The 24950-nt window shown below is 47.3% G+C and carries 25 protein-coding genes; 14 read left to right on the top strand and 11 right to left on the bottom strand.

Translation table 11 applies throughout. The annotated features are described in order from the left end of the window. Positions 1-92: 92 nt before the first annotated feature. On the top strand, positions 93-599 hold the full coding sequence (locus ACY652_RS13575) for an ExbD/TolR family protein (RefSeq protein ID WP_462264921.1): 507 nt from the start codon (positions 93-95) through the stop codon (positions 597-599). Between the two features lie 189 nt (positions 600-788). On the opposite strand, the gene ACY652_RS13570 is transcribed toward ACY652_RS13575, so the two are convergent. Genes ACY652_RS13570 through ACY652_RS13560 form a run of 3 tightly spaced genes read right to left on the bottom strand, consistent with a single transcriptional unit; the run spans position 789 to position 2935 of the window. Next, on the bottom strand, positions 789-1001 hold the full coding sequence (locus ACY652_RS13570; protein WP_462264920.1) for a VF530 family protein: 213 nt from the start codon (positions 999-1001) through the stop codon (positions 789-791). A gap of 36 nt (positions 1002-1037) precedes the next feature. Then, complete coding sequence (locus ACY652_RS13565) at positions 1038-1961, bottom strand: helix-turn-helix domain-containing protein (RefSeq protein WP_462264919.1); 924 nt, start codon at positions 1959-1961, stop codon at positions 1038-1040. After that, positions 1961-2935 carry an NADP-dependent oxidoreductase gene (locus ACY652_RS13560; RefSeq protein WP_462264918.1) on the bottom strand — a complete coding sequence of 325 codons (975 nt, stop codon included), beginning with the start codon at positions 2933-2935 and terminating at the stop codon, positions 1961-1963. The genes ACY652_RS13565 and ACY652_RS13560 overlap by 1 nt, the downstream gene beginning before the upstream one ends. 582 nt (positions 2936-3517) lie before the next feature. On the opposite strand from ACY652_RS13560, the gene ACY652_RS13555 reads away from it, so the two are divergent. Both ACY652_RS13555 and ACY652_RS13550 read left to right on the top strand, forming a co-directional pair. Next, positions 3518-4378 carry an AraC family transcriptional regulator gene (locus tag ACY652_RS13555; protein WP_462264917.1) on the top strand — a complete coding sequence of 287 codons (861 nt, stop codon included), beginning with the start codon at positions 3518-3520 and terminating at the stop codon, positions 4376-4378. A 67-nt stretch (positions 4379-4445) separates the two neighbouring features. Continuing rightward, on the top strand, positions 4446-5435 hold the full coding sequence (locus ACY652_RS13550; protein WP_462264916.1) for an aldo/keto reductase: 990 nt from the start codon (positions 4446-4448) through the stop codon (positions 5433-5435). A 57-nt stretch (positions 5436-5492) separates the two neighbouring features. Here ACY652_RS13550 and ACY652_RS13545 read toward each other — a convergent pair whose 3' ends face one another. After that, positions 5493-5963 carry a DUF2314 domain-containing protein gene (locus ACY652_RS13545; protein WP_462264915.1) on the bottom strand — a complete coding sequence of 157 codons (471 nt, stop codon included), beginning with the start codon at positions 5961-5963 and terminating at the stop codon, positions 5493-5495. Between the two features lie 214 nt (positions 5964-6177). Between ACY652_RS13545 and ACY652_RS13540 the strand changes: the two genes are divergently transcribed. Beyond that, the gene (locus ACY652_RS13540) at positions 6178-6873 is read left to right on the top strand and encodes a hypothetical protein (protein WP_462264914.1); all 696 of its coding nucleotides are present in this window, start codon (positions 6178-6180) and stop codon (positions 6871-6873) included. 216 nt (positions 6874-7089) lie between these two features. Here ACY652_RS13540 and ACY652_RS13535 read toward each other — a convergent pair whose 3' ends face one another. From ACY652_RS13535 to ACY652_RS13520, 4 genes are all read right to left on the bottom strand, one after another. Further along, on the bottom strand, positions 7090-8952 hold the full coding sequence (locus tag ACY652_RS13535) for a CocE/NonD family hydrolase (protein WP_462264913.1): 1863 nt from the start codon (positions 8950-8952) through the stop codon (positions 7090-7092). Positions 8953-9082: 130 nt separating this feature from the next. Further along, positions 9083-9328 (bottom strand): hypothetical protein, encoded by a 246-nt coding sequence (locus ACY652_RS13530; RefSeq protein ID WP_462264912.1) that lies wholly within the window; start codon positions 9326-9328, stop codon positions 9083-9085. Between the two features lie 76 nt (positions 9329-9404). Then, positions 9405-10595 (bottom strand): phosphoglycerate kinase, encoded by a 1191-nt coding sequence (locus tag ACY652_RS13525; RefSeq protein ID WP_462264911.1) that lies wholly within the window; start codon positions 10593-10595, stop codon positions 9405-9407. A gap of 81 nt (positions 10596-10676) precedes the next feature. Further along, positions 10677-11135, bottom strand: coding sequence for a GNAT family N-acetyltransferase (locus ACY652_RS13520; RefSeq protein WP_462264910.1), 459 nt, complete (start codon positions 11133-11135; stop codon positions 10677-10679). A gap of 156 nt (positions 11136-11291) precedes the next feature. Here ACY652_RS13520 and ACY652_RS13515 point away from each other — a divergent pair, with 156 nt between their 5' ends. Beyond that, positions 11292-11915, top strand: a complete 624-nt coding sequence (locus ACY652_RS13515) for a hypothetical protein (RefSeq protein ID WP_462264909.1) — start codon at positions 11292-11294, stop codon at positions 11913-11915. Here ACY652_RS13515 and gap read toward each other — a convergent pair. From gap to ACY652_RS13500, 3 genes are all read right to left on the bottom strand, one after another. After that, on the bottom strand, positions 11912-12928 hold the full coding sequence (gap, locus tag ACY652_RS13510) for a type I glyceraldehyde-3-phosphate dehydrogenase (protein ID WP_462264908.1): 1017 nt from the start codon (positions 12926-12928) through the stop codon (positions 11912-11914). The two genes, ACY652_RS13515 and gap, sit on opposite strands and share 4 nt — an antisense overlap. Positions 12929-12995: 67 nt before the next feature. Next, a complete protein-coding gene (locus tag ACY652_RS13505) occupies positions 12996-14099 on the bottom strand; it encodes an MraY family glycosyltransferase (protein ID WP_462264907.1) in 1104 nt (367 codons plus the stop codon). Positions 14100-14135: 36 nt separating this feature from the next. Next, positions 14136-14897, bottom strand: a complete 762-nt coding sequence (locus tag ACY652_RS13500) for a glycosyltransferase family 2 protein (RefSeq protein WP_462264906.1) — start codon at positions 14895-14897, stop codon at positions 14136-14138. Between the two features lie 157 nt (positions 14898-15054). On the opposite strand from ACY652_RS13500, the gene ACY652_RS13495 reads away from it, so the two are divergent. From ACY652_RS13495 to ACY652_RS13455, 9 genes are all read left to right on the top strand, one after another. Then, complete coding sequence (locus ACY652_RS13495; RefSeq protein ID WP_462264905.1) at positions 15055-15831, top strand: polysaccharide biosynthesis/export family protein; 777 nt, start codon at positions 15055-15057, stop codon at positions 15829-15831. Further along, the gene (locus tag ACY652_RS13490; protein ID WP_462264904.1) at positions 15832-18252 is read left to right on the top strand and encodes a GumC family protein; all 2421 of its coding nucleotides are present in this window, start codon (positions 15832-15834) and stop codon (positions 18250-18252) included. Between the two features lie 5 nt (positions 18253-18257). Continuing rightward, complete coding sequence (locus ACY652_RS13485; RefSeq protein WP_462264903.1) at positions 18258-18770, top strand: UpxY family transcription antiterminator; 513 nt, start codon at positions 18258-18260, stop codon at positions 18768-18770. 93 nt (positions 18771-18863) lie between these two features. Continuing rightward, positions 18864-20657, top strand: coding sequence for an asparagine synthase (glutamine-hydrolyzing) (gene asnB, locus ACY652_RS13480; protein ID WP_462264902.1), 1794 nt, complete (start codon positions 18864-18866; stop codon positions 20655-20657). Next, on the top strand, positions 20650-21780 hold the full coding sequence (locus tag ACY652_RS13475; protein WP_462264901.1) for a glycosyltransferase family 4 protein: 1131 nt from the start codon (positions 20650-20652) through the stop codon (positions 21778-21780). The genes asnB and ACY652_RS13475 overlap by 8 nt, the downstream gene beginning before the upstream one ends. Then, on the top strand, positions 21761-22624 hold the full coding sequence (locus ACY652_RS13470) for an ABC transporter permease (RefSeq protein WP_462264900.1): 864 nt from the start codon (positions 21761-21763) through the stop codon (positions 22622-22624). Before ACY652_RS13475 ends, ACY652_RS13470 begins: the two co-directional genes overlap by 20 nt. 251 nt (positions 22625-22875) lie before the next feature. Continuing rightward, positions 22876-23751 carry a glycosyltransferase family 2 protein gene (locus ACY652_RS13465; RefSeq protein WP_462264899.1) on the top strand — a complete coding sequence of 292 codons (876 nt, stop codon included), beginning with the start codon at positions 22876-22878 and terminating at the stop codon, positions 23749-23751. Further along, positions 23726-24289, top strand: a complete 564-nt coding sequence (gene xrtY / locus ACY652_RS13460; protein WP_462264898.1) for an exosortase Y — start codon at positions 23726-23728, stop codon at positions 24287-24289. Before ACY652_RS13465 ends, xrtY begins: the two co-directional genes overlap by 26 nt. Further along, a complete protein-coding gene (locus tag ACY652_RS13455) occupies positions 24279-24827 on the top strand; it encodes a WcaF family extracellular polysaccharide biosynthesis acetyltransferase (protein ID WP_462264897.1) in 549 nt (182 codons plus the stop codon). Before xrtY ends, ACY652_RS13455 begins: the two co-directional genes overlap by 11 nt. Positions 24828-24950 lie beyond the last annotated feature (123 nt).

Genomic DNA, 24950 nt, shown 5'->3' with positions numbered 1-24950 from the left:
TTTTCAAAATTAAATTCTTATTAAGTAAATCAATTACATATTTTAGTGGTTATATTGATATTAAACCAAATAATCATCTAAAATTTATTGTTATGGCCGAATTAGTTGCATCTGAAAAGCCAGGCAGAAACAGCGCCTCGCTACGGGTTGACCTTACCGCAATGGTTGACCTTGCCTTTCTATTAGTTACTTTCTTTATGCTGACCACCACACTGTCTAAACCTAAGGCGATGGATTTGGCGATGCCTGTAGGTGATGAGCCTGATCCGGTAGCAGCATACAGAACGCTTACCTTATGCCTGGGCAGCAAAAATCAGGCTTACGTGTTTAGGGGAATGGCCGATAAGCCGCTGGCCGAACCGCAGATAGTAGATGTAAGCGGCAAATCGTTGCGGCACCTGCTGTTGCAGTTGAAGCAGCAAGTACGCCAAGCTACCGGCAAAAATTTAATCGTTGTGGTAAAGCCTTCCGATCATTCTAAGTACGGTAACCTGGTAACGGCGATTGATGAACTGAACATCACCGGAAATTACAATTATGCCGTAGCTGCCTTAACCGGTAAGGAAACGGATTTGATGAAAGAGCGGCATTTGGATTGAAATGTGGTTGAGAAAGTCTGTCTTAATTTAGTTATTCCGACCGCAGAGAGAAATCTTGGGCATTTACTATAAAGCTAACCCAACCGTGTCATTGCCAGGGACGAAGCAATATTGTAGTAAACTAAGCGAACAAGGACAGCTACGGGATGGCGCCCGTTCCTTGCAATATCGCGCGGCGGTTATATTTCGTCATGTTGTCGATTTCACATATAATTCCTCCACCTTCTTCCTCGCCCACTCTGTTTTACGCAAAAACTTAAGGCTGGAATTTACCGAAGGATTATCCAGAAAGCAGTTGATACGGATGCGGTAACCCAGTTCGGCCCAGCCGTATCTGGCTACCAGTTCGTTTAAAATGGCGTCCAGTGTTTTGCCGTGCAGGGGGTTATTGGGTTGGCTCATACAGGCAAATATAAGCAGATTTGCCTACAACGCTTATCAGTTAAATGACTGCCGGAAATCCAAAGGCGACTGGCTGGTTTTGGTTTTGAACAATTTGCTGAAGGATTGCAGATGCTCAAAGCCCATCGCATAGGCAATCTCGCTTACTGACAGGCTGGTGGTTGACAACTTTTCTTTGGCCTTTTCAATCAGCTTTTCGTGAATATGCTGCTGGGTGTTTTGCCCGGTAAGCACTTTTAGCAAACTGCTCAGGTAACCTGGGGTTAAGTTTAATGCCTGTGCCACGCTTCCAACTGTAGGGATACCCTTCGACATTAATTCATCACTGTTAAAATGCGCATCCAGCAGGTGCGCCAAACGTTCGAGTACCTGGTGATTGGCTTTCTCGCGGGTAATAAACTGGCGATGATAATAGCGGTCGGCATAGTTGAGCAGGGTTTCGATATGCGAAATGATAATGCCCTTACTAAACTTATCGATATTAGCATGGCTTTCCTGCCGGATGTTTTTAATGATGTCTACCAGCACACCTTCCTCTTTTTCAGACACAAACAAAGCTTCATTTACCGAGTAATCCCAGAAGTTATAGTGCTTTATGGTACTGGCCAGGGGCGTGTTCCACAGAAAATCAGGATGGATGAACAGCATCCATCCTGATTGCTTAAGTTGTGCCGCGTTTTTATTAACAGAGAGACTCATTACCTGATTGGGGGCCACAAATGATAAGACACCCTCATCATAATCATACGTTTGCTGCCCGTACTTAAGCTTAATCTCTTGTACATTAGCTACCTTCTTGAGGCCGATACAATAAAAGTCATAAACCCACGATGCAGGTTCGCTTAATCGCAGCGCTTCAACTGTTTCCAGTTTGAGTACACTGATAAGCGGATGCCCGGGTTTAGGCATTTGCCTGAACTGATAAAACTCGCTGATGGCTTTAAAACGCGTTACCTGCATTAGCTTTCTTTTCTTATCTCCAGTACAATTTTACCGCGCACGTGTTTGGTTTCACTTTCGCGGTGTGCATCGGCCACCTTTGCCAGCGGGTACACTTTGCTTACTATCGCTTTTAGCTTACCCTCGTTTATGAGTTGGGTAGTACCGCTCAGTGATGAAGTATAGGTGGTTATGCTTCCGCCGCCCACCATTGTTCCGGTAGCATTCTTTTTGGCTAAGGCATCTAAAAACTCCTGCTCAAGAGGCTGGTCCAAATGGGTACATACATAAATACCGCCCTCTTTAATTACGTCAACTGATTTAAACCTGATGCTGCTGTCGCGAACGGGAGAGGCGTTAAATACCAAATCAACATTGCGCAGCAGTTCCTCAAAACGCTGGTGATTATAATCAATTACCTCATCGGCACCTAACTCTTTCAAAAAATCATGGTTAGAGGCTGATGCCGTGCCAATTACATAGGCGCCTTTGGCTTTGGCTATCTGTACCGCCAGGTTGCCTACGCCGCCTGCCGCGCCATGAATAAGCACCCGCTGGCCCGGTTGTATCTTACCCATATCTACAATACCGTTCCAGGCAATCAGCGCACAGGAAGGCAGCGCACCGGCCTCGTTAAAGGTAATGTTTTGCGGCATTACATCAAACTGGCTGGCCTTTGCAACAATGTATTCGGCATAACCGCCATCGCCGGGAAAATTAGGCACCCCGTATACCTTGTCGCCTTTTTTAAATTGGGTAACCTCGCTGCCGGTTTCTTCCACTATACCTGCGGCATCTAAACCCAGGCCCAGCGGCAGCTTCAAAAAAGACCGCAACGCCTCATTGCCACCCTCGCGGATAATGTAATCGGCAGGGTTAACACTGCTGGCATACATTTTCACTAAAATCTCATCGGCTGCCGGAACCGGGCATTCCACTTCTTCCAGTTGCATTACTTCCGGGCCTCCAAATTCATTAACTCTAATCGCTTTCATAGTTTCTGTTATTTTGTTTATACAAAACTCAGCATTAACCTCACAACAGATTTAGCCTGAATACGGTTTGTGTTAGCCGAAAATGCGGATCGTATGCAACAAAGGTTTAGTTTATCCGTGGCGCGGCGATACCACCACCAGTGTTCAGAAGGCTTTTAAGCTTAGATGCCCCTCCTCACATTATGCTGAAACAAGTTTAGTAATTCCTGATCGCTGCCTTCCGGCTAAGGGTAATGTACCTCCTTTATCGACGCTGAAAAGTGTAAAGGCAAAGTTTACACTTTTCAAAAAAATTAGCATTTAAACCTCTCATAGTCAATATTTTAAAAAAAAGCAGGGTTTACACTTTTTAGAGCTTTTAGTTGTACCATTTAATGCCCTTTTGTGCTGCCGGACACTGGTGTTATTATCACCGTGCCACAGGCAACAGAATTTCTAATCTTTCTGCTTCCTGGTCACTGCTGCAAGTGTCCCGTGGCTGTTGCTGATGGCAGCAAACGATAGCTGCTGCCTAACGTATTTGCCTTTGTGCAGCAGATCATGTAACTTTAATTAACAAATTTTAATAACATTTAGTTAGCTATGGGAAGCACCGACTCGCTGCCTGAGAACTTTAGCCAGAATAACCAGCTGCCGATAAGGATCGTTTCGCCTGATTTTGGTCACTTATCGCCGGAAGGTGCAGAAAAGTATGGCCTCACCCACCGCTTGCCTTACTACTTTTTTCTCTTTGTGCTGGATGGCTGCACCCGGCACAGCGTTGATCTGGAGAAGTTTGACGTTGAAAAGCACGATTTGCTTTTCTGCTTACCTAACCAAATTCAGCAATTGCCGGCTGCCTTGCATGGCAACGATTATTACAAATTGGGTTTTGATGAAGAATGCCTTTCCCGTTTGCCAAAACAATATCCTTTTCTTCTTAACCCGCTCAACCAGCACAAAATCAGCTTTGCACCTGTTGCCGCCGGCAGGCTCAAAGCAATCTTTGAGCTGCTTTCGGGTTTATTAAGCACGCCTGAAACTGAGCCTGAACTCATCCTGGCCCACCTCAACAGCCTGCTTACTGAAATTAATACTGCTTATTTTACAGCGCAGCAAAAACCGGCGGATGACAAACTCACCAAGTACATCGGCTTCAAGGTATTTGTAGAGAATAACCTCATCAATCATCCTTCCATTAAAGATATTGCAGAGCAGCTGGCACTCAGCACCGATAGCCTGTACCAGATTGTAAAACAGTTTTCTGGCCGGTCGCCTAAGGAGTTTATCACCAACCGCCTCATCTTAGAAGCAAGGCGGCGCCTGTACTACGGCGAACGATCTACCGTTAAGGAGCTTGCCTTTGAGCTGGGTTTTAATGATCCCGATTACTTCTCAAGATTATTTAAAAAGGTTACCGGTAAAACTGTTGCTGATTTTTTTCAGGATTTGTCCGGAAATTAACAGTTTTCGTCCGGCATTAGCTGTGTGGTTATCCTGAACTTTGCTTATAGTTAAAATCACATAAGCGATGAACAGAACATTAGGAAAAAACGGCCCTTCAGTTTCAGCGGTAGGCTTAGGCTGCATGGGCATGTCGGGCGCATACGGGCAATCGGATGATCAGCAATCCATTGCTACCATACAGCGGGCGCTTGAACTGGGGCATAACTTTTTAGATACTGCTGATTATTATTTATCGGGCCACAACGAATTGCTGATCGGACAGGCGATTCATGACAGACGCGATCAGGCTTTCCTCTCCGTAAAGAGCGGACAAATGGTTGCCCCCGGCCCTAATGGCACCATGGGGCGCGGACCAACAAATGGCCATCCGGATTACCTGCGCAATGCCGTTATGCATAGCTTGCAACGCCTTAAAACCGACTACATAGACCTTTATACGCCTGCCCGTGTAGACCCTGATGTGCCGGTGGAGGAAACGGTAGGCGCCCTGGCAGATATGGTGCAGAAAGGCGTTATCCGCTATATAGGCTTATCTGAGGCCTCTGCCGAAAGCATGCGGAGAGCCGCGGCCGTTCACCCTGTTACGGCGCTGCAGATAGAGTACTCGTTATGGTCGCGCGATATTGAAGCGGAGGTACTGCCCGCCCTGCGGGAACTGGGTATTGGTTTGGTGGCTTACGCGCCATTGAGCCGGGGATTCTTGAGCGGGGAGTACAAAAAGCCGGAGGACATTAAAGACAGCAGAGCCGCTATGCCGCGCTACCAGGGTGAAAACTTTTACAAAAATTTAGAACTGGTAGAAAAGATAGGCACACTTGCGGCAGAAAAAGGCTGTACGCCTTCGCAACTGGCCATTGCCTGGGTGCTGGCTCAGGGCGACGATGTGATTACCATACCCGGCACCCGGCGAATCAAGAACCTGGAAGCCAACATTGCGGCTGAACAGGTGCAGCTTACCCAAGAAGATCTGCAACGTATTGAAGCCATGATGCCGGCCGGAAGCGCATCGGGTACCCGGTACCCGGAGCAATTTATGAACAGCCTGAACCAGTGATGATTTAACATCTGCCTGCGGGTGATAACATCACCCGCAGGCAGATAAAGCAAAACTTTATTTGGCAGCTTTACTTTTAAGATAAGCATCAGAAAAATCACCTGTAGCGTGCCGGGTTTGGTAATTGTAGATTGACCAGTCTTCTATGTCTTTTGCCGCTATACTTACCTGATCTCCCTTTTTTATATTCTTGAGCACAAAAGCAGAATCAACAAAAACACCAAAGAACCGGCCATTTTTGTACCCGGTGATCTGCGACCACATGTGCTCGTGCTTACCATGTTCTACATAATCAGACTTGGCAGCAAACCGGTAATTTTGAATGTCCTCACCATGTTGTGCCAGGCTATCAACAAACATGGATAAGTGATGCTGAGCCGTATCTTTTAATGCCAGAAATTCGCTGTCATCCGTCTTTAATTGAGCTATACCAAAATTTGCACTTTTTTTAATGTGCGGTTTAGGCTTACATGCGCCAAAGCAGAGTATAAGCGCACAACAAATAAGATTTCTACAAGAGATGTACATTGATGTTGGGATTTTTGGTTATTTAATTGTTTAGTGCCTGCCCGCTGCCGCTTGTGATTTATATAATAAAGCTGTTAACCACAAGCGGGACGCTTGCAGTAGCACTATGGATATATTTGATTTAAGTGATTACATTTACTACTTATTACAGATAGTGTAAAAGTAATGAGCTTATACATTTATAAATTATTAAAACGTTACCAAATTTTTCTTCATGACCTTACATGATGCCATTGAGAAAGTATTAAAACAAGAGCAGCGAAGTATAACTACGCAGCAAATCGCTACTTTTTTAAATTGTAATAAGTGGTATAAAAAAGCCGATGGTTCTCTAATTACCGCATTTCAGATACACCGAAGAACAAAAAAATACTCGCGTTTGTTTATTCGAAGCGGAGCACTTGTGGCATTGGCAGGATCAAGTGTGGATAAACTATTGCCAAAAACAACAAATACTGTAAAAATTAAGTGTAAGCAAAATAGCAGTTACAAAGACGAGCTTTATATTTTAGATATTTGTGATAAAGTTTTAGGTCTAAAATCGTCCAAGCAGCATAAGTTTGATTATTTGGTTGGCGATCCAAATGAAAAGGGAAGTGTACGTAAGCTTCCAGTTGATGCATACTATAAAGAACTAAATCTTGTTATAGAATACCACGAAAAGCAACACACTGAAAGTGTAAGTTTTTTTGACAAATCCAATATATTAACAGTAAGCGGAGTAGATAGAGGTAAACAAAGAATTATTTACGACAAACGCAAAAAGGACCTCTTAATGGCAAACAATGTAACTCTAATTGTCATCTCATACTCGTCTTTTCAACACAATAAACAAAAGCGTTTAATACGCACACCTGAAGACGAAGATGTAGTTATAAAATATCTGAAGCACTTAACTTTTTGTCGGTAGTTTATACCCCCCCACCCAGTATGCCTGTAGTCTGTGGCTATCGCCAACAAAAAATGCTTAAAAAGTAACACCCATATTTCAAAAGTGTCCCACCTTTCCCACAGCGGGACAGTAGCCAAAAACGCACTTTACAATCAGCTAAGGTGCTTTCGGTCAAAAATCCTGAGATACTTTTGGGACAAACATAGGACAGTAAACTGTCCCATACCCATACGATTACATCACCCTCACCTTCAAAAAGCTCGGATGCATTTTTGAAGTATATACCCGCTCAATTTCCTTCTTAAAATCTTCCGTCTTAGCCTTCATCAAATCCTGAAACTGCTGGGTGTTGCGGTCAATCAGCGGGAACCAGGTGCTTTGTACCTGCACCATAATGCGGTGGCCTTTTTTGAAGGTGTGCAGCACATCCTGCAACTCAAAGTTTACGGGCGTTACCTGGTTAGGCACAAAGGCCTGCGGCTTGTCAAACCCGTTGCGGAACTTCCCGCGCATAGCCTCGCTACGCACCATTTGCTGGTAGCCGCTTAGCTGCTGGTTTTTGGAAGTCCATTTGTTGTTCCGGGTAGAGTCAGGGTATACGTCAATTACCTTTACCACGTAATCGGCATCGGTGCCGGTGGTGGCTACCTTCAGGTTGGCCCAGATGTTTCCGGCTAAGGTCATGTCCTTATCCAGTACATCGGTCTGGTAGGTCAGCACATCGGGGCGGCGGGCGGCAAAGCGCTGGTCGCCGGTCATGTACTCGCGGGTCATGTCGTTATCCACACCCTCATAGAAAGGCACCGGGTGCGCCGGGTCTGATACATACTGGTCGAAGCCGTTACCGCCAGCCGCAGGCGCGGTGAACGACAGCCTGCCGCCGGGCAGCAGGTACAGGTTCTTTTCCTCCGCCTCTCTTGGCGGCCAGGTATTGTACTGTTTCCACTGGTTGGCACCGGTTTCAAAGGTAGACACCTTAGGCAGTTCCTTCAAAGGTGTACCCTTCAGGTAATGGCTGAAAAAATTAAACTCAATATTTTCACGATAGTGCGGCCCGGTAGCCCCGCCAAAGTCCACATCGCCCAGGTGGTCGCCTGCGCCGCGTGCCCAGCCGCCATGCACCCAGGGGCCCATCGCAAAGTAGACCGGCGTTTGCGGGTTCTTGGCTACTAATGTTTTGTAGGTGTTAATGGCACCATACAAATCCTCTGCATCGTACCAGCCGCCGGTTACCAGCGTTGGCGTTTTGATGTCGTGCAGGTGTGTCAGCACATTACGGTCCTTCCAGTGCTGGTCATAATTGGGGTGGTCCAGCATTTCGTTCCACAGGCGGATGGTATCTTTAAAATACAGCTTGTTGGTGTTGGACATGGTGGCCATACGCAAGAAAAATTCATAACCATCATTGGTGCCGGCATCAAAGCGGCCGCCGCGGCGCTGGGTAGGCTTATCATCCTGCCGGTTGGTAAAACCGGGATAAAAGCCGAAGTTGGCCACCAGCATAAAAGCACCGTTATGGAAGGCATCATCGCGGTATAAATCGGCAATGGGCGCCTGCGGCGATGCGGCAGCCAGTGCCGGGTGGCGGCTCAGCAGCGAGGTAGTGGTGTAAAAGCCGGGATAAGAAATACCCCATACGCCTACCTTGCCATTGTTATTGGGCAGGTTCTTGATCAGCCAGTCAATGGTGTCATAGGTGTCGGTGCCTTCGTCTGTATCCTGCCTGGTTTTATGCACTTCCCTTTCCGGGGTCATTTCCTCGTAGATGCCTTCGCTCATCCAGCGGCCGCGCACATCCTGGTAAACGAAGATATAGCCATCGTGCAGAAACAGCGGCGACGGCCCCAGGCTGCCCTTGTACTTATCGGCCCCATACGGCGCTACGCTGTAGCAGGTACGGTCCATCATGATGGGGTATTTCTTCGACTGGTCTTTGGGCACATATACCGAGGTAAAGAGCTTCTTACCATCGCGCATGGGTACCTGGTATTCGTATTTGGTATAGTTTTCCTTTACATAAGCCGCATCAGGATTACTGGGCTGGGCCTGAACGCTGATGGTAAGTACAAAAAGTAATAGGGTGTAGATATATTTCATAGTGAGAAAATTTAATAGTTGTAAAGCTGAAGATTTTTGATAAACCGGTAGTCATTTATATTGTAAGTCAACAGCGGCATTCAGGCGATTATTTCTGTAGCAGCTATAATTTCATAGTTTGCATTAAAAATTACTTCTTTCTACGCCAGGCTTCTTTTCTTAGCTGCACAGCATCAATGTTCCTGCCCGTAAATATTTTTCTTACATCATCGAGACTGGCACTTTCATCCGCAGGCAGTACCGACACGCCATTAATGCAGTCCGGCTGCTTTTTCATTTTTCCTTTAGCAGCGATATTGAACCCTAAATATTTTGCCAGGCTTTTTAACAGTTTCAGCGTTTCGGGCTTTTCGTAGGTGAGTACAATTTGAGGCATAACAGTTTAAAGTTAGCTTTAAAAATAAAAAAAGGCAAGTTAATACTTGCCTTTCAAATGTATTAAATAACGCTTGTTATTCATTAATGGCCTTTACCCCGGGCAATTCCTTGCCTTCCATATATTCCAGCAATGCGCCACCGCCGGTGGAAACATAGCTTACGTCATCCACCAAACCGAATTTGGCTACGGCAGCAGCCGAGTCGCCGCCGCCGATGAGCGAGAACGCACCGTTTTGGGTGGCTTTTACTACGGCATCGGCAATGGCTTTGGTGCCTTTTTCAAATTTTTCCATCTCGAACACGCCCATCGGGCCGTTCCATAAAATGGTCTTTGATTCTTCTACCACCTTGCTGAACGCCTTAATGGTATCCGGGCCGATATCCAGCCCCATCCATCCTTCTTTAATGTTGTCATTCGGTGCGGTAGCCGTATTGGCCTCGTTAGAAAAATTATCGGCAATTATAGAGTCCGTTGGTAATAACAAGTTTACCCCTTTATCCTTCGCTTTCTGGATTAAACTTTTCGCCAGATCCAGTTTATCTTCTTCTACCAGTGATTTACCAATCTGGCCGCCCTGCGCCTTGGCGAAGGTATAAGCCATGCCGCCGCCTACAATCAGGTTATCCACCTTTTCCAGCAGGCTTTCAATCAGCTCAATTTTGTCGGATACCTTAGCGCCGCCCATGATAGCGGTAAAAGGTTTGGCCGCGCCGTTCAACACTTTTTCCGCATTTTCCAATTCGGAAGCCATCAGGTAACCAAAATATTTTTCAGCAGGGAAGAATTGTGCAATAATAGCCGTTGAAGCATGGGCGCGGTGCGCGGTGCCAAAGGCATCGTTTACATATACATCACCTAATTTGGCCAGCTTTTCGGCAAATGCTTTATCGCCTTTTTCTTCTTCTTTATAAAAACGCAGGTTTTCCAGCAGTAATACCTGGCCGCCTTGCAAGGCCGCTGCCTTTTGAACGGCCTGCTCACCAATACAATCATCTGCAAACTGCACATCCTGGCCTAATAATTCAGACAGGTGCGGCACCAGGTGCTTCAGCGAGTATTTTTCGGTCGGGCCTTCTTTCGGCCTGCCCAGGTGCGACATCAGAATTACAGCGCCGCCATCCTTCAGTATCTTCTGAATAGTAGGCAGAGCGGCGGTAATGCGCTTGTCGTCGGTAATATGGTATGCCGCATCCAGCGGTACGTTAAAATCTACCCGTACTACGGCTTTCTTTCCGGCAAAATTGGTTTGATCAATTGTTTTCATGGTGCTTATTGAAGTCGGTAAACATTGAGGCCGCCAAATTCATAAAAATAAATGTAAATTCATGAATGTTGAGGCATAAAGCTATATGACAGTGCCCGGCGTGGTTTGTTTGAGCTGCAGGCACATCGCGAAATGCGGCCCGATACCCGGCACCTCAAACTCATCAGACATTACGCTAAAGCCCAGCCGTTCGTAAAATGGCATAGCCTTTTTACGCGCGTTGCACCATACATGATCCGCCTGCTGCTGCTTTAGATAGTTAATGGCATAATCAACCAGTTGTGTACCAATACCCTTGCCCTGATACTCAGGCAGTGATGCCATTCCCCTGAGCTGATAACCGGTGCCGGCTATGTTGGGGTAGTTTTGCAGGTGAAAAGATACAATACATACCAGCGCCTCCTGATTAAAATAGCCCAAATGAAAACTGCCCGGCAACGTATCAGTGGCAAACCGGCATTCGTTTAAGGGAAGGTGGCCTTCGCGTAATACCTGGTTACGTATGGCCAGCACCTCATCTGCTGTAATAAACTTTATCATAAGTTGAGTAACATTTTCCACAGTAAAAATTTTTTTTGTCCTTATACCGTATGTATAGCCAACACACAGCAGTAAAATACGATTAAAAGCTATATTGTATAGCAAGGCATAAATATTGCAGTAACAGTTAATTGCTTTTTGTAATAGTTGAAGATAATGATTAGATATATACTTACAGGCGTGGTTTTATGCTTAATTGCTGCGGGCTGTCATAAAACCACCGGTGGCGACGGCGATATGCCCGCTACCCAAAGTTTTGAGCCTACTAAACAGTATGATGTCCGTTTCCGCGCCGATGCACAGAAAGTAGTGGTGGACAGGTACAAGGACTATCAGACCAACCAGGTATTGGATTCGGTATTATTGATGACTTATTACGAACGCATAACGCTGATTGTGCGCAGTGACGATTATGCCCAGGCATGGGGTATACGTTTTAACGAGAGCTTTAAAGGCACTGCACTGGATGGCGTATTGATGAGTACCTATAACAAAGAGGGCATGCAGGTGTATGATTATCTGGAATCAAACCTGAACAACCTTACACTGCAATCAAAAACCGATACGGTAATTAACGGCTCTAATTATACCAACTTAAAAATTAACCGGGTACTGTATTTTTACCAGTATTATTTAGGCGGCAAAACCGCTGCCGACCAGGCACTGAACGCCCTGCTTAAACGTAGGGATGTAATTACCCATAGCGCCTACTTTACCTACAACGACCAAAATTCTGTACCGGTTACAGGTACCACCGATATTGTTTATACCAAACCTTAAGCAAGGCTTGGTATGCTTTTCCGCACCTGCTGCAATCGCAGCACCAAGTCAGTTAACCGGCTGGCGTAGCCCATCTCGTTATCATACCAGCCCACTACTTTAACCAGGCCCCCCACCACAGAGGTAAGCTGTGCATCAAATATGCAGCTGTGCGGGTTGTCCAGAATATCGGTAGACACAATCGGGTCTTCGGTATATTCCAATATGTTGTGCATTGCCCCTGTTGACGTGGTTTTAAAGGCTGCGTTAATATCCTGCACGGTTGCGGGCCTTAACAGTGTGCAGGTAAAATCTGTTAATGAGCCGTTAAGCACCGGCACGCGTATGCCCGCGCCGCCCAATCTGCCTTCCAGGTGCGGAAAGATAGAGGTAATGGCTTTGGCTGCCCCCGTAGTAGTGGGTATAATAGAGGCCGAGGCCGCCCGTGCGCGCCTTAGATCCTTATGCGGCGCATCGTGCAGGTTCTGGTCGCCGGTCATGGAGTGTACGGTGGTAATGTAACCATCCTTAATTCCCCATCCGTCATTTAACACCTTTACCATAGTGGCCACATTGTTGGTGGTGCAGGATGCGTTGGACAATAGCGGCGAGGTAAAATCCACCCGGTCATCGTTTACGCCCAATACCACAGCAGGTATATCCTTGTCAGCGCTGGGTGCCGAAATAATTACCTGTGCTGCCCCGGCCCGCAAATGCCCGGATGCCCCCTCGCGAGACGTAAATTTACCGGTACATTCAATCACCAGCTCCACACCCAGACGCTTCCAGGGCAACCGGGCCGGATCTTTTTCGGCTAATACCTGTATGGCTTTACCGTTAACATACAAATGCCTTTCATCGGCGTTAACCGTACCCTTAAAACTGCGGTGTACCGAGTCATATTTGAATAAATGCGCCAGGGTATAACTGTCGGTTACATCATTAATGGCAACCACTTCAATTTCGTGCTGCACAATAATATTCCGGAGAAAGATACGGCCGATACGGCCAAATCCGTTAATGGCAATTTTCATAAAGCAAAGGTAAGTAATACCCCGTTAACCAGGTGCTGGCGTTAAGCCAGCCGGCTGTCATGAAAAACTACACGAAAAGGTTACGCAGGGCAAGGTTTTCCCGCTTTTTTGATCTTAACAAAAATACCAGTAACCAGTTTAGCAGCGAGTATACGCCCACTATACCCGTTACAGCGACCAGTGTATTGCTGATACCGGAAAATACCACCAATACTATAACTGCAATATTGATGGCTATCAGCAAAAAGGTGGCCTGCAAGTGCGAAAACCGGAGCTTTAACAAGCGGTGATGTATATGATTGCGATCTGCCCTGAAAGGGGATGTGCCATTAGTTAACCTGATAACTATTACACAGGCCGTATCAAACAGGGGTGTTATTAAAGCCGCCGCCACCAACGCCGGAACGGAGAATGAAACCTGAAAATCTGCAGGCACATGCCGGCTGTAATTTATGGCCTCGATACCCAGAATAACTGAAATCAAGCCGATAAGCATCGAACCTGTATCGCCCATAAATAATTTTGCAGGCGTAATGTTATACTTCAAAAAACCAAACACGGCCCCTACCATGGCTAAAGCCAGTGCCGCCAGCTGGTACTGCCCGATGTGAATAAAGAATACGGCGAAAGTAACATTGGCCATCAGGCTTAGTGAACCGGCAAGCCCGTTTATACCATCAATCAGGTTAAAGGCATTCATCACCAGTATGATACTAAAAATGGAAAGTACTGCACTTATAAGGTAAGGCAACTGGTGTAAGCCTAAAAAGCCAAGCAGGTCAGTTAAGCGGATATCGCCGCCAATCACCAAAATAAAAGCGATGACCGATTGAACCAAAAATTTAGTAGACGGGTTAACCCCATGCAGATCGTCTTTTAAACCCAGGGCCAAAAGCACAATACAGGCGGATATCAGGTAATTTACGGATAAACTGTTACTGCCAACGCCCAGCATCAGCACGGTAATGATGAAACCTGCAAACATGGCCACCCCGCCCAAACGGGGTATACCGTGGTCGTGCTGCTTCCTGAAATGGCCCAGATCATCGTACAAATGGCGCTTGCGGGCCACATGCAAAATAGAAGGAATAATTATGAGTGCTATACTTGCCGAAAGAAGCAGAACAAGGCAATAGTAAAGCAGCTGGTGGGCGTACAGGTAACCAAGCATAATTATCAGGGGGAAAATTGAACGTTATCACACTAATTATTTATCCGAAAAAAATCCGGGTAAATACTGCCGTATCTTTCTTAAAGGCTTTAATAAAAGTGTAATACGAGGATATGTTATCTGATTATCTTTCATCGCCTTCAGATCGAACTTGTAGATGTTTACGCGATTGATTAAGCTTTTGTTACTGATTCCACCGGTTAACATGTGCAGCAATGTCATATTCAGGTAAAATACATTAACCCGGTGTACATGTATCATCCGCATCATCAGCTCATAATCTGCAGCGCTTCCATAATCAAGCCTATAAGCCCCATGCTGTTCAAATAAACTTTTCTTTGCATAAAAGGCAGGATGCGCCGGCATCCAGCCCCGGTTAAACGCCCCGGCAACATAACTTCCCGATCTCCACCTGCGAACTATCCTGCCCAGCGGATTTACAAAGTTCAGGTTCGCGTAAACCACATCGGCCCCGGATTGCTGAAACGCCTGCGCCACCGCGCTGATTACTGTGTTACTGATAAAATAATCATCGGCATTTAATATGCCGATGACCTGCCCGGTAGCCAGGCCGATGCCTTTGTTCATGGCATCGTATAAACCATTATCAGGTTCTGAAATAAAATGATCAATGCGGCTGCCGTATCCGCTTATAAGAGCCGGGGTGCCGTCTGTAGAGGCACCATCTATTATAATGTATTCGAGGTTACCATAGCTTTGCGCCAGCACAGAATCAATACACTTGCTTAGTGTTGCAGCAGCGTTGTAACAAACGGTAATCAGACTAATTTTCAGCAAGTTGATGATCAAATAGGGTTATATTGCAAAGGTGATAAAATTTGCGCCGCGTTACCAACCCAAATACGTTAAAGAACTTTGCCGGAGATTGGTATAAATGTGAGGCCAAATAATTAATTTTGATTTCTTAATTATAAACCTGTTGGTGAGCTGCGGTATGCGTGTTTTTAATGGTGTGCATTTTATTGTATTATTTTTAACAGGCGTGCTCCTGTTAAGCGCCTGTGCCACCAGGCAACACCAGCTGCTTTTTCAAAGCAGCACACCAACGGCCGACAGTGCTGCCATTGCGCCGCCGGGGCCTGTAAGCTACCATATTTTGCCCCAGGATTTGCTGCAGGTAAGAAACCTGCAAAGCCTTAGCGCCATATCAGGCGAGGTAACTAATACAGGCGGCGGCCAAACCACCGCTGCAGTGCAAACCTATCAGGTAGAAGAAGACGGAACGGTAGCCCTGCCCGCCGTAGGCCATGTTAAGGTAGCCGGCCTTACCCGCTTTGAGGCCGAGAAACAAATTGAAGCGCTTTACCGTAAAACTTTACTGAGAGATCCTATTATCGAGCTGAAAATAACAAACTTGAAGGTAACATTGTTGGGCGAAGTAAGGGCGCAGGGTAACTATCCGCTGCTAAAGGAGCAAACCACACTGGTGGATATGATTGGCGCAGCCGGTGGCTTAACCGACAGGGCTAACGAAAAGAACATCAAGATCATCAGGGGTGATAAGATGCACCCGCAGATTATACTGCTTGATTTAAGCAATTTAAAAACACTGGCCGACCCTCGGATATTGCTGCAAAACAACGATATTGTATATGTGGCGCAAAGCAGGAGGGCAACAAGTACTGAAAACCTTCAATATATCTCTACGCTGGTGCAGCCGGCCCTGCTGCTCATTAACACGGCATTGTTAATTATTTCTTTCAGCCGATAGATGCAGGAGATTACCAAACAGGAGCATAAACTGCCGCACCAGGAGATTGACTATTTTAAGATCATCAGGATTTTGGCAAGCCGCTGGTACTGGATTGCGCTGGCTGTACTGATATGTTATACCACGGCACGGGTATACGTGTGGTATACGCCAAAAACCTATGCTACCTCGGCCACGCTTAAGTTAGAGGATAAAAAAGCCGACTTCTCTGAATTTAACAGTACAATAGCCGCACCGGAACGTGGCATGTCGAAATTGCAAAGCGAAAGTTTTGTGATACAAAGCCGGCAGGTAATATTAAATGCGATTAAGGATCTGGATTATCGTATCAGCTTTTACCTGGAGGGCCGCATACGCACCACTGAACTTTACCCCAATAAACCGCTTGACGTTGAACTGCTGAAATTTGACAGCCTGAACTTCTACCGCGACCTGATTAAGTTTCAGGGTCTGGACAACGGGCATTACCGGTTAACTTATAAACATGCCGGCAAGGAAATAAAGCATGATTACGCCTATAACGCCCCGGCTATGGCAGGGCCAACGGCATTCAGCATAAAAAATGCAGGCCAGGTGAGCAGCAAGGCCGTATACCTGTTCAAGTTCAACAATCCGGAAGACTTTATAGGGCGCGTGCAGGGCGGCCTGCACACTGCCGAGGTCATCAAAAACTCCAACATCCTTTCGCTGCAGCAAACAGATTCGAACCCGCAGTTTGCTGCCGACATCATCAACGCCATTATGCTGGAATACCTGAACTTTGACAGGAGCCAGAAAACACGCTCGGCCACGCAGATGATCAGCTTTATTGATAATCAGCTCAATTACCTGACGGATAAGGTAAACGGCTCGGCCAAATCGCTTACCGATTATCAGCAAAAAAACAAAATTATTGACGTTAACGCATCGGCCGAGAACATAACGGCTAAGGTGAGCAGCTTAGACGAACAACGCTCGCTGCTGAACATGCAGCTAATCGGGATAGACCAGCTGAAGCAGCAGGTATTGCGTGAGCGCGAAAACACTAACCTTAACCTGAACCTGGAAGGTTCGCTTGATCCGCTGCTGGGCGGCCTGATCAACAGCCTGAATAGCCTGATTGCGCAAAAAAGCACCTTGCTTAAAACTTTTAATCCCAACTCGCAGCCGGTGCTGGATATTAACCAGCAGATTTTACAGATAAAGAATGCGGTACTCACTAACATTGAGGCTACCCGGCAGCGCCTGCTCAAAAACAAAAACTACCTGGACACTCAGCTGACCCAGGCCAACCAAAAGGTAGCGCAGCTGCCTACGGCCCAGCGCGACCTGGTAACCATTACCCGTAATTACGACATCAACCAAAAGGTATATTCCTTTCTGTCTGAAAGAAAGTTAGGGGCGCAGATCAGCCGCTCGGCCATACTGCCGGGCGCTACCATTATAGAGCCGGCACAAGCCAACTTCGGCCCTATTGCCCCTGATGAGCACGATATATACCGCAACGCTATATTGCTTGGCTTGGCTGCGGGCTTTGGCATTATCGTTCTTATCCGTGTCCTCAATCCTTACATTTATGATAAGGAAACCATAGAAAGCCTTACTACTACCCCGATTATCGGCGTAGTGCGTAAGTTTCCGCACGCTATTGACGATAATAACACGCAGGTACTGGCACTGGCCGAGCCTAAATCGGTGTTTGCAGAGTCCATACGTTCGGTGCGTACCAACCTTAACTTCCTGGCATTTGAAAAGCAGAGCAAAGTAATTTGTATCACCTCCGAGGTAGCCGGTGAGGGCAAGTCATTTGTAGCCGTTAACCTGTCGAGCACACTGTCATTGATTGACAAGAAGGTTATTCTTATCGCGGCCGATCTTCGCCGCTCCAAGCTGCACCATGCCTTTCGTACGCCTAATGACAAGGGCTTAAGCACCTACCTGTCTGACCAGAACACTTTGGAGGAAGTGGTGTTCCGGGTAGAGAATAACAATTTCGACTTCATCCCTTCAGGGCCGGTGCCGCCAAATCCGTCGGAGCTGCTGCACAATGAGCGCATGACTGGCCTGCTGGCGCATCTGCGCAATACCTATGATATCATTATGGTAGACACCGCACCTATCGGCCTGGTATCTGATTCTGTGCCGCTCATCCGATTGAGTGACATCAACGTGTTTGTGATCCGTTCGGGTAAATCCAAATATTATGCGGCCACTATCCCTCAGCGCGTAGGTTCGGAATATAATTTGACCAACAGTGTCATCATCCTGAATGCCTACGAAGAGGATTTGCTGCACTCCAGGTACTATACCACCAAATTCACCGGCGAAAATTACGGCTCGCGGTACTATTACTACTCCGATTATAGCGGCTACAGCGGTTCGGGGTATTATGTGGATGATAAAAAATCCAAATGGTGGGATATCAGGCGCTGGTTAAAGTAATGGTAATGGCAGTTACAAAAACCAATACAGGTAAACAATGGTTCCCGGTATATACAAACCCGAGGGCCGAAAAAAAAGGGTATGAGGCGCTCACCCAAAAAGGTATTGAGGCGTACCTGCCACTGCAAAAACAACTAAAGCAATGGAGCGACCGTAAGAAATGGGTAGAGGAACCGCTCATTAAATCGTATTTATTTGTGCACATTACCGAGCAGCAGAAAACAGAAGTGCTGATGACAAAGGGCATTGTGCGCTTCATTTATTTTTCGGGCAAAACGGCTACTATGCCAGAGCGGCAGATCACCGATTTAAAGTTGCTGCTGGCCAGTTCCTATGAGCTTGAAATTACCGAGCAGGAACTGCAGCCCGGCGAACCGGTTAAAATTAAGGCCGGCCCGTTAAAGGGGTTTAGCGGTGAGGTAGTGGCTTACCGCTCGCAAAAGCAACTGGCGTTGCGGCTGGGCGATTTAGGCTCGGTGATTATTTATATCGCGGCATCCTACCTGGAGCGGTTATAATAAATGAGGTTAAGCGTTTCACATTGAATTTGAATGAGTTGTTATACGCCACTGTAACTCACGGGGCGAAGCTGTGAACCGCAGCCATTATATATGTGCAGAATAGCAGGCATCATCAGTAAACAATTACCGGTACAGGAGCTAACCCGTAAGGTAAGCGCCATGTGCCATGTGCTGCAACATGGCGGCCCCGATGATGAAGGCTTATATACCGATGCGGATGCCGGTATATGCCTGGGCCACCGCCGCCTGGCCATAATTGACCTGAGCGCTAACGGGCACCAGCCAATGGCCGACAGACAGAAACGGATATGGCTTACCTTCAACGGCGAGATTTATAACTACCTGGAACTAAAGGCAACGCTGCTAAAATTAGGCGCCCGCTTTTACACCGCAACGGATACGGAGGTAATTATCCAGGCGTACCTGCATTGGGGTACCGCCGCTTTTGCACAGTTAAAGGGCATGTTTGCCTTTGCCTTGTATGATACCGATACCCTGCACCAGCGCACTTACCTGGTGCGCGACCGCAGCGGCATTAAACCGCTGTATTATTGCACCCGCAACGGAGCCCTCAGCTTTGCCTCAGAAGTAAAGGCGCTTAAGGCAGCCGGTATAGCCCAGGGTGATAATACCGCCTGGCAGATACGCTTTCTCACCTACGGCCACCTCCCCGAGCCTTACACTACCTTAAAAGAGGTATTCAGCCTGCCTAAGGGAAGCTACCTTTGCTGGGAAAATGCGTCGGCTCAATTTCAAATTATGGCTTATGCGGCCGCAGTACCTGCAGCCACCATCAGTAATGCAGCACAGGCGCAGGAATTAATTTATCATAGTTTAAAAAGCGCGGTAAAGCGCCAGCTGGTGGCCGATGCGCCACTGGGCATATTTTTAAGCGGCGGGATAGATTCAAGCCTGCTGGCCTTGCTGGCCAACCGGTTGGAACATCAACAGTTGCAATATATTTCCATCTACTTTAACGAGGGCGCCTATAACGAGCGCCGCTACCAGGAAATGATTACCCGGCAGCTTTCGGGGCAGCAGCACGCCTGCCTGGTTACCTACCGGGATTTTGAAACCTGCCTGCCCGAAATTTTGCAGCGCATGGATATGCCCACTACCGATGGCATCAACTCCTGGTTCATCAGTAAATATGCCAGCCAGAACGGATTGAAGGCCGTACTTTCCGGCCTGGGCGCCGATGAGCTTTTTGGGGGCTACCCCTCCTTCCGGCGCATACATGCCGTTAATTTTTTAAAGCGCCTGCCGGTACAGTTACTTGCCCGGCTCGGGGCCTTTTACAATACAGGATATGCGCGCCTGGCCTTTCTGAAACGTGATCATCCGTTGGCCCAATATTTCTTTTTAAGGGGAATGTTTACACCGGCCGAAGTGGCGGATTTGCTGAACACCACACCGGCAGCGGTTGAAGAGGTGATCTATCAGAACGTACCTGCCCTGCCCGAACATTTAACCGGGGCCGAAAAAGCCGGCTGGCTGGAAACCCACCTGTATATGCAAAACCAGCTGCTGCGCGATACCGATGTAATGAGCATGAGCCACGGCCTGGAAGTAAGGGTGCCGTTTCTGGATGAAGACTTTACCGATGCCGTTAACCAGGTTACGCCTGCGCTGCGGTTTGCCGCACCGCCCGTAAAGCAGCTTTTATTGAATAGCTTTAAACACCTGCTGCCGGAAGCCATAAGCAACCGGCCTAAAATGGGTTTTACGTTTCCGTTGCAGCAATGGATGCAAACGTATGCGCCCATCAGCAATACCGGTAACTACCGCACCAAAGCAGCCCGTACTGTTGTAAACAACTTTAAAGCGGGCAGAATACACTGGTCAAAAATATTTGCTTTATACCAGCTACAGCAACATGCCTGAACACGTACGCCTGCTTACCCTGCAAACCTTCAGTACCACGGGCGGCATCCAGAAAATGACCCGTACACTTGGTTACGCCCTGCAGCAGTTGGCCGGTACGCATCAGTTCCATTTCGAGTGCTGGTCTTTATACGATGCGCCATTTGCCCTGATGCCCCAATACTTGCCACCCCAAAGTTTCAGGGGCTTTGCTAATGCCAGAATACGGTTTGTATGGGCGAATATAAAGGCAGGCCGCCGTACACAGGTACTGATATTAAGCCATATTAATTTAGCGATGGTAGGCCTGCTGATAAAACTGGTTAACCCGCGTTGCCGCATCTACCTTATTGCGCATGGAATTGAGGTTTGGCGGCCGTTAAGCTTCGTGCAAAAGCGTTTGCTTAAGCTATGCACCCGAATTTTATGCGTGAGCCATTTTACCCAACAGCAGGTACAGCAGCTGCACCAGTTGCCTGCGGGTAGAACGCAGGTGCTTAACAACGCGCTCGACCCGTATATGCACCTGCCCGACCGCCTGGAAAAACCGGATTATCTGTTACAACGTTACGGACTTGATGCACAGCATCAGCTGTTGTTTACCCTTACCCGCCTGGCCTCAACCGAGCAGTACAAGGGCTATGAGCAGGTGATAAAGGCCGTTGCGCAGTTGAAGGATGCCTATCCTCAGCTCCGGTATATGCTGGCCGGGCAGTATGATGCTGCCGAAGAAAAACGTATTACCCGGCTTATCGAAACCCATAACCTGCAACGCCACGTAATAGTAACCGGCTTTATAGCGGATAAAGAGCTGACCGACCATTTTTTATTGGCTGACTTGTTTGTACTGCCCAGTAAGAAGGAAGGTTTCGGACTGGTATTTATAGAAGCGCTGGCCTGCGGCCTGCCCGTTATCAGCGGTAATGCCGATGGCAGCGCCGATGCGGTTAGGAACGGCGAGCTTGGCCACAGCATTAATGCCGACAGTGCAGAAGAGCTGGAACAAGCCATAGCCCGGTGCCTGGCACAGCCGCCGGCAGTAGAAAAACGAAAAGAGTTGCAAACCAAATGCGTGCATTATTTTAACGAGGCGCAATACCGAACCCAACTGTGGAATATTTTACATGAGCGAACTACCGCCTGATTACTGGGATTACGAAATAAAGGCGGATACCCGAACTTTCGACCTGAAACTTAAGGAAACCTGGGCCTACCGCGATTTGCTTACCCTGCTGGTACGGCGCGATTTTGTTTCGTTTTACAAGCAGACCATTTTAGGGCCTATCTGGTTTTTTGTGCAGCCGGTGGTTACCATTATAGTATACACCATTGTATTCGGTACCCTGGCCGGCATTTCTACCGATGGCCTGCCCAAGCCGCTGTTTTACCTGGCCGGTACCATTTTGTGGAACTATTTTTCCGACTGCCTTTCAAAAACCTCCACCGTGTTCAGGGATAATGCCGGGATGATGGGTAAAGTTTACTTTCCGCGGCTGATTATGCCATTGAGCATTGTATGTTCCAGCCTGCTGAAACTGGGGGTACAGCTGGTGCTGTTCATCTGCCTGCAGGTATACTTTAAACTTACCGGCTATCATTTTATGCCTAATGCTTATCTGCTATTGCTTCCTCTACTGATTATCTTACTGGCAGGTATGGGCCTGGGCGCCGGGATGATTTTATCGGCGGCAACCATCAAGTACCGCGATTTATCTTTTATAATATCCTTCGGTATTCCGCTGCTGATGTATACCACTACGGTAATTTACCCCTTGTCCGAAATCCAGCATAAGTACTCGGCCTACAAGTGGCTGATTTTATACAACCCGCTTACGCCGGTGATTGAAACCTTCAGGTACGGCTTTTTGGGCACGGCCAGCTTTAGCTGGGCTATGCTGCTGTATACCTGTGTATTTACGGTTGTGGTACTGCTAACAGGCACCTTCATTTTTAACAAGGCAGAACGTAATTTTATCGATACGATATAGGCTGTTCTGAAAGGTGCGATGTTACGGCGCTTAGCCTATAATGTATAGAAACACCTCCCTGCCCTCCCGAGGGCGGGACAATTTGAAAGTGGCTTTTCGAAAAAAGTGTGATTTAATCCCTCCCTCGGGACGGTAGGCAGGGGTTTCTGCGAGAGAACAGGTAATCGCCAAGATAAATAACCCATTACTTCACGCTGCAAAAGCAATGAAGTAGATACATAGCCGGTCTTCAACATAAGAATTTCCCTTTAGTGCAGCCGCCCTTTTCCTTCATTGTACTTACCTATAACGAGGAAATACACCTGCCCCGCCTGCTGCAATCCATAGCCGGGCTTCAGGCACCTCTGTTTGTATTAGATTCCGGCAGTATGGATGATACCCTGACTATAGCGCAAAGCTATAATGCCACCATTGCCCGGCATCCGTTTGTAAACCATCCGCAGCAATGGCACCATGCGCTCACCTGCTTTAATATAACCACGCCCTGGGTAGTTTGCCTGGATGCCGACCATACCGTTACCCCGGAATTGTACCAGTTGCTGGCCGATTTTAACCCTGATGGTTATGCAGGCATAAACGGTATTTATTTTAACCGCAAAAACTATTTTAAGGGCAAATGGATAAAGCATGGAGGATATTATCCGTTCTACTTGCTGAAAATGTTCAGGTATGGCATTGGTTATTCGGATCTGAACGAGAACATGGATCACCGCTTTGTGGTGAACGGGGCAACTACCATCTGGAAGCAGGGCTGGCTGCTGGAGGAAAACCTGAAAGAGAACCAGATTGCCTTCTGGATTGACAAGCACAACCGCTACAGCGATCAGCTGGCGATGGAAGAGGTGGAACGTATGCAGCAATTGCGCATTCAAACAATTAAGCCCAGGCTAACCGGCAACCCTGATGAGCGCACTGCCCAGCTCAAGCAATGGTGGTGGAAATTGCCGCGCTACGTAAGGCCGGCTGTCTATTTCTCTTACCGCCTGATATTCAAGTTAGGTATTTTGGATGGCCGAACCGGCATCATCTTCCACTTCTTGCAAGGGTTTTGGTTCAGGCTGATGGTAGATATTAAGATTGATGAATTATTGAAAAAACAACATGAAGGTAGGTCTAAACGCCCTTAACCCGGCTTTGCGCTTCGCCATTACCTTTGTAGTACTGTTTGCATTGTTGTATGGCTTTTACCTGTTTTACCTGGGCATTACGGTTCCCGGTAATTTGTACTCCCCATTCTTAGACCACCACTTGAATTTTATCAGCGGTTTGCGTTTTATACTTATTCAAAGCAGCTCAGCTGTTTTGCAGGCTTGCGGCTATCCAACCAAAACCACCGAATTTCAACTGATGGTACCGGCCCATAACATCATCATCATCGGCTACGATTGCCTGGGCTTCGGCGTAATGTGCTTTTTTACTGCCTTTGTATTAGCCTACCCTAAGCCGCTGCTGCAAAAACTTATATTTTTGGGCGCAGGGCTGTTAATTATTCAACTGCTCAACATCCTGCGCTTTATATTGCTTACCCTGCACTGGCACCGCTCTAAAGTATATATTGCCGACCAGCATACGGTATTTAACATCGTTATTTATGTACTGATTATGGCAAGTATATTTATATGGATCAGAACAAGTCCGCCTGCCTCCGGTATTCATGAAAACTGATCTTTCAGCCTATAATAATGCCCCCTATCATCCGGGCGGCAACGCGGTTAAACGGCTGGTGTGGTTTTATATTAATGCGCTGTTTTTTAAAACCAGCCTGCTGCCTTTTAGCCGGATCAAATGCATGGTGCTGCGCTGGTTTGGCGCTGCCGTAGGCAAGGGTGTGGTAATTAAGCCGGGCGTAAACATCAAATACCCCTGGCACCTTGTTATCGGCAACCATTGCTGGATAGGCGAAGGCGTGTGGATTGACAACCTGGTGAGAGTTACCCTGGGCAGCCATGTTTGCCTTTCACAGGGGGCGCTGCTGCTTACCGGCAACCACAATTACAGCAAACCCGGCTTCGATCTCATTACCGGCACCATCACGCTTGCCGATGGCGCCTGGATTGGGGCACGGGCTACCGTTTGCCCCGGCACAGTTGTATACAGCCATGCGGTGCTCACCGCAGGCTCTATAGCCACCTCTGCTCTTGCCGCTTATGGCATTCATCAGGGCAATCCGGCAACCTTAATCCGCAAGCGGGTCATCGGCTGAGCAGTTAATTAAATTCAGGAGGACATGAACCACCGGTTAACCCACCTGCTACTTTTGCTGACACTTTACAGCATTTAATGGCGGTTTATGGCTTTTTATGGAAGTTTATCGCCGTTTATACCG

It is taken from the genome of Mucilaginibacter sp. (genome assembly GCF_965200995.1).
Taxonomy (GTDB): domain Bacteria; phylum Bacteroidota; class Bacteroidia; order Sphingobacteriales; family Sphingobacteriaceae; genus Mucilaginibacter.
Note: the sequence above shows the minus strand (reverse complement) of the source record. Positions and strands in the feature narration are given on the sequence as shown.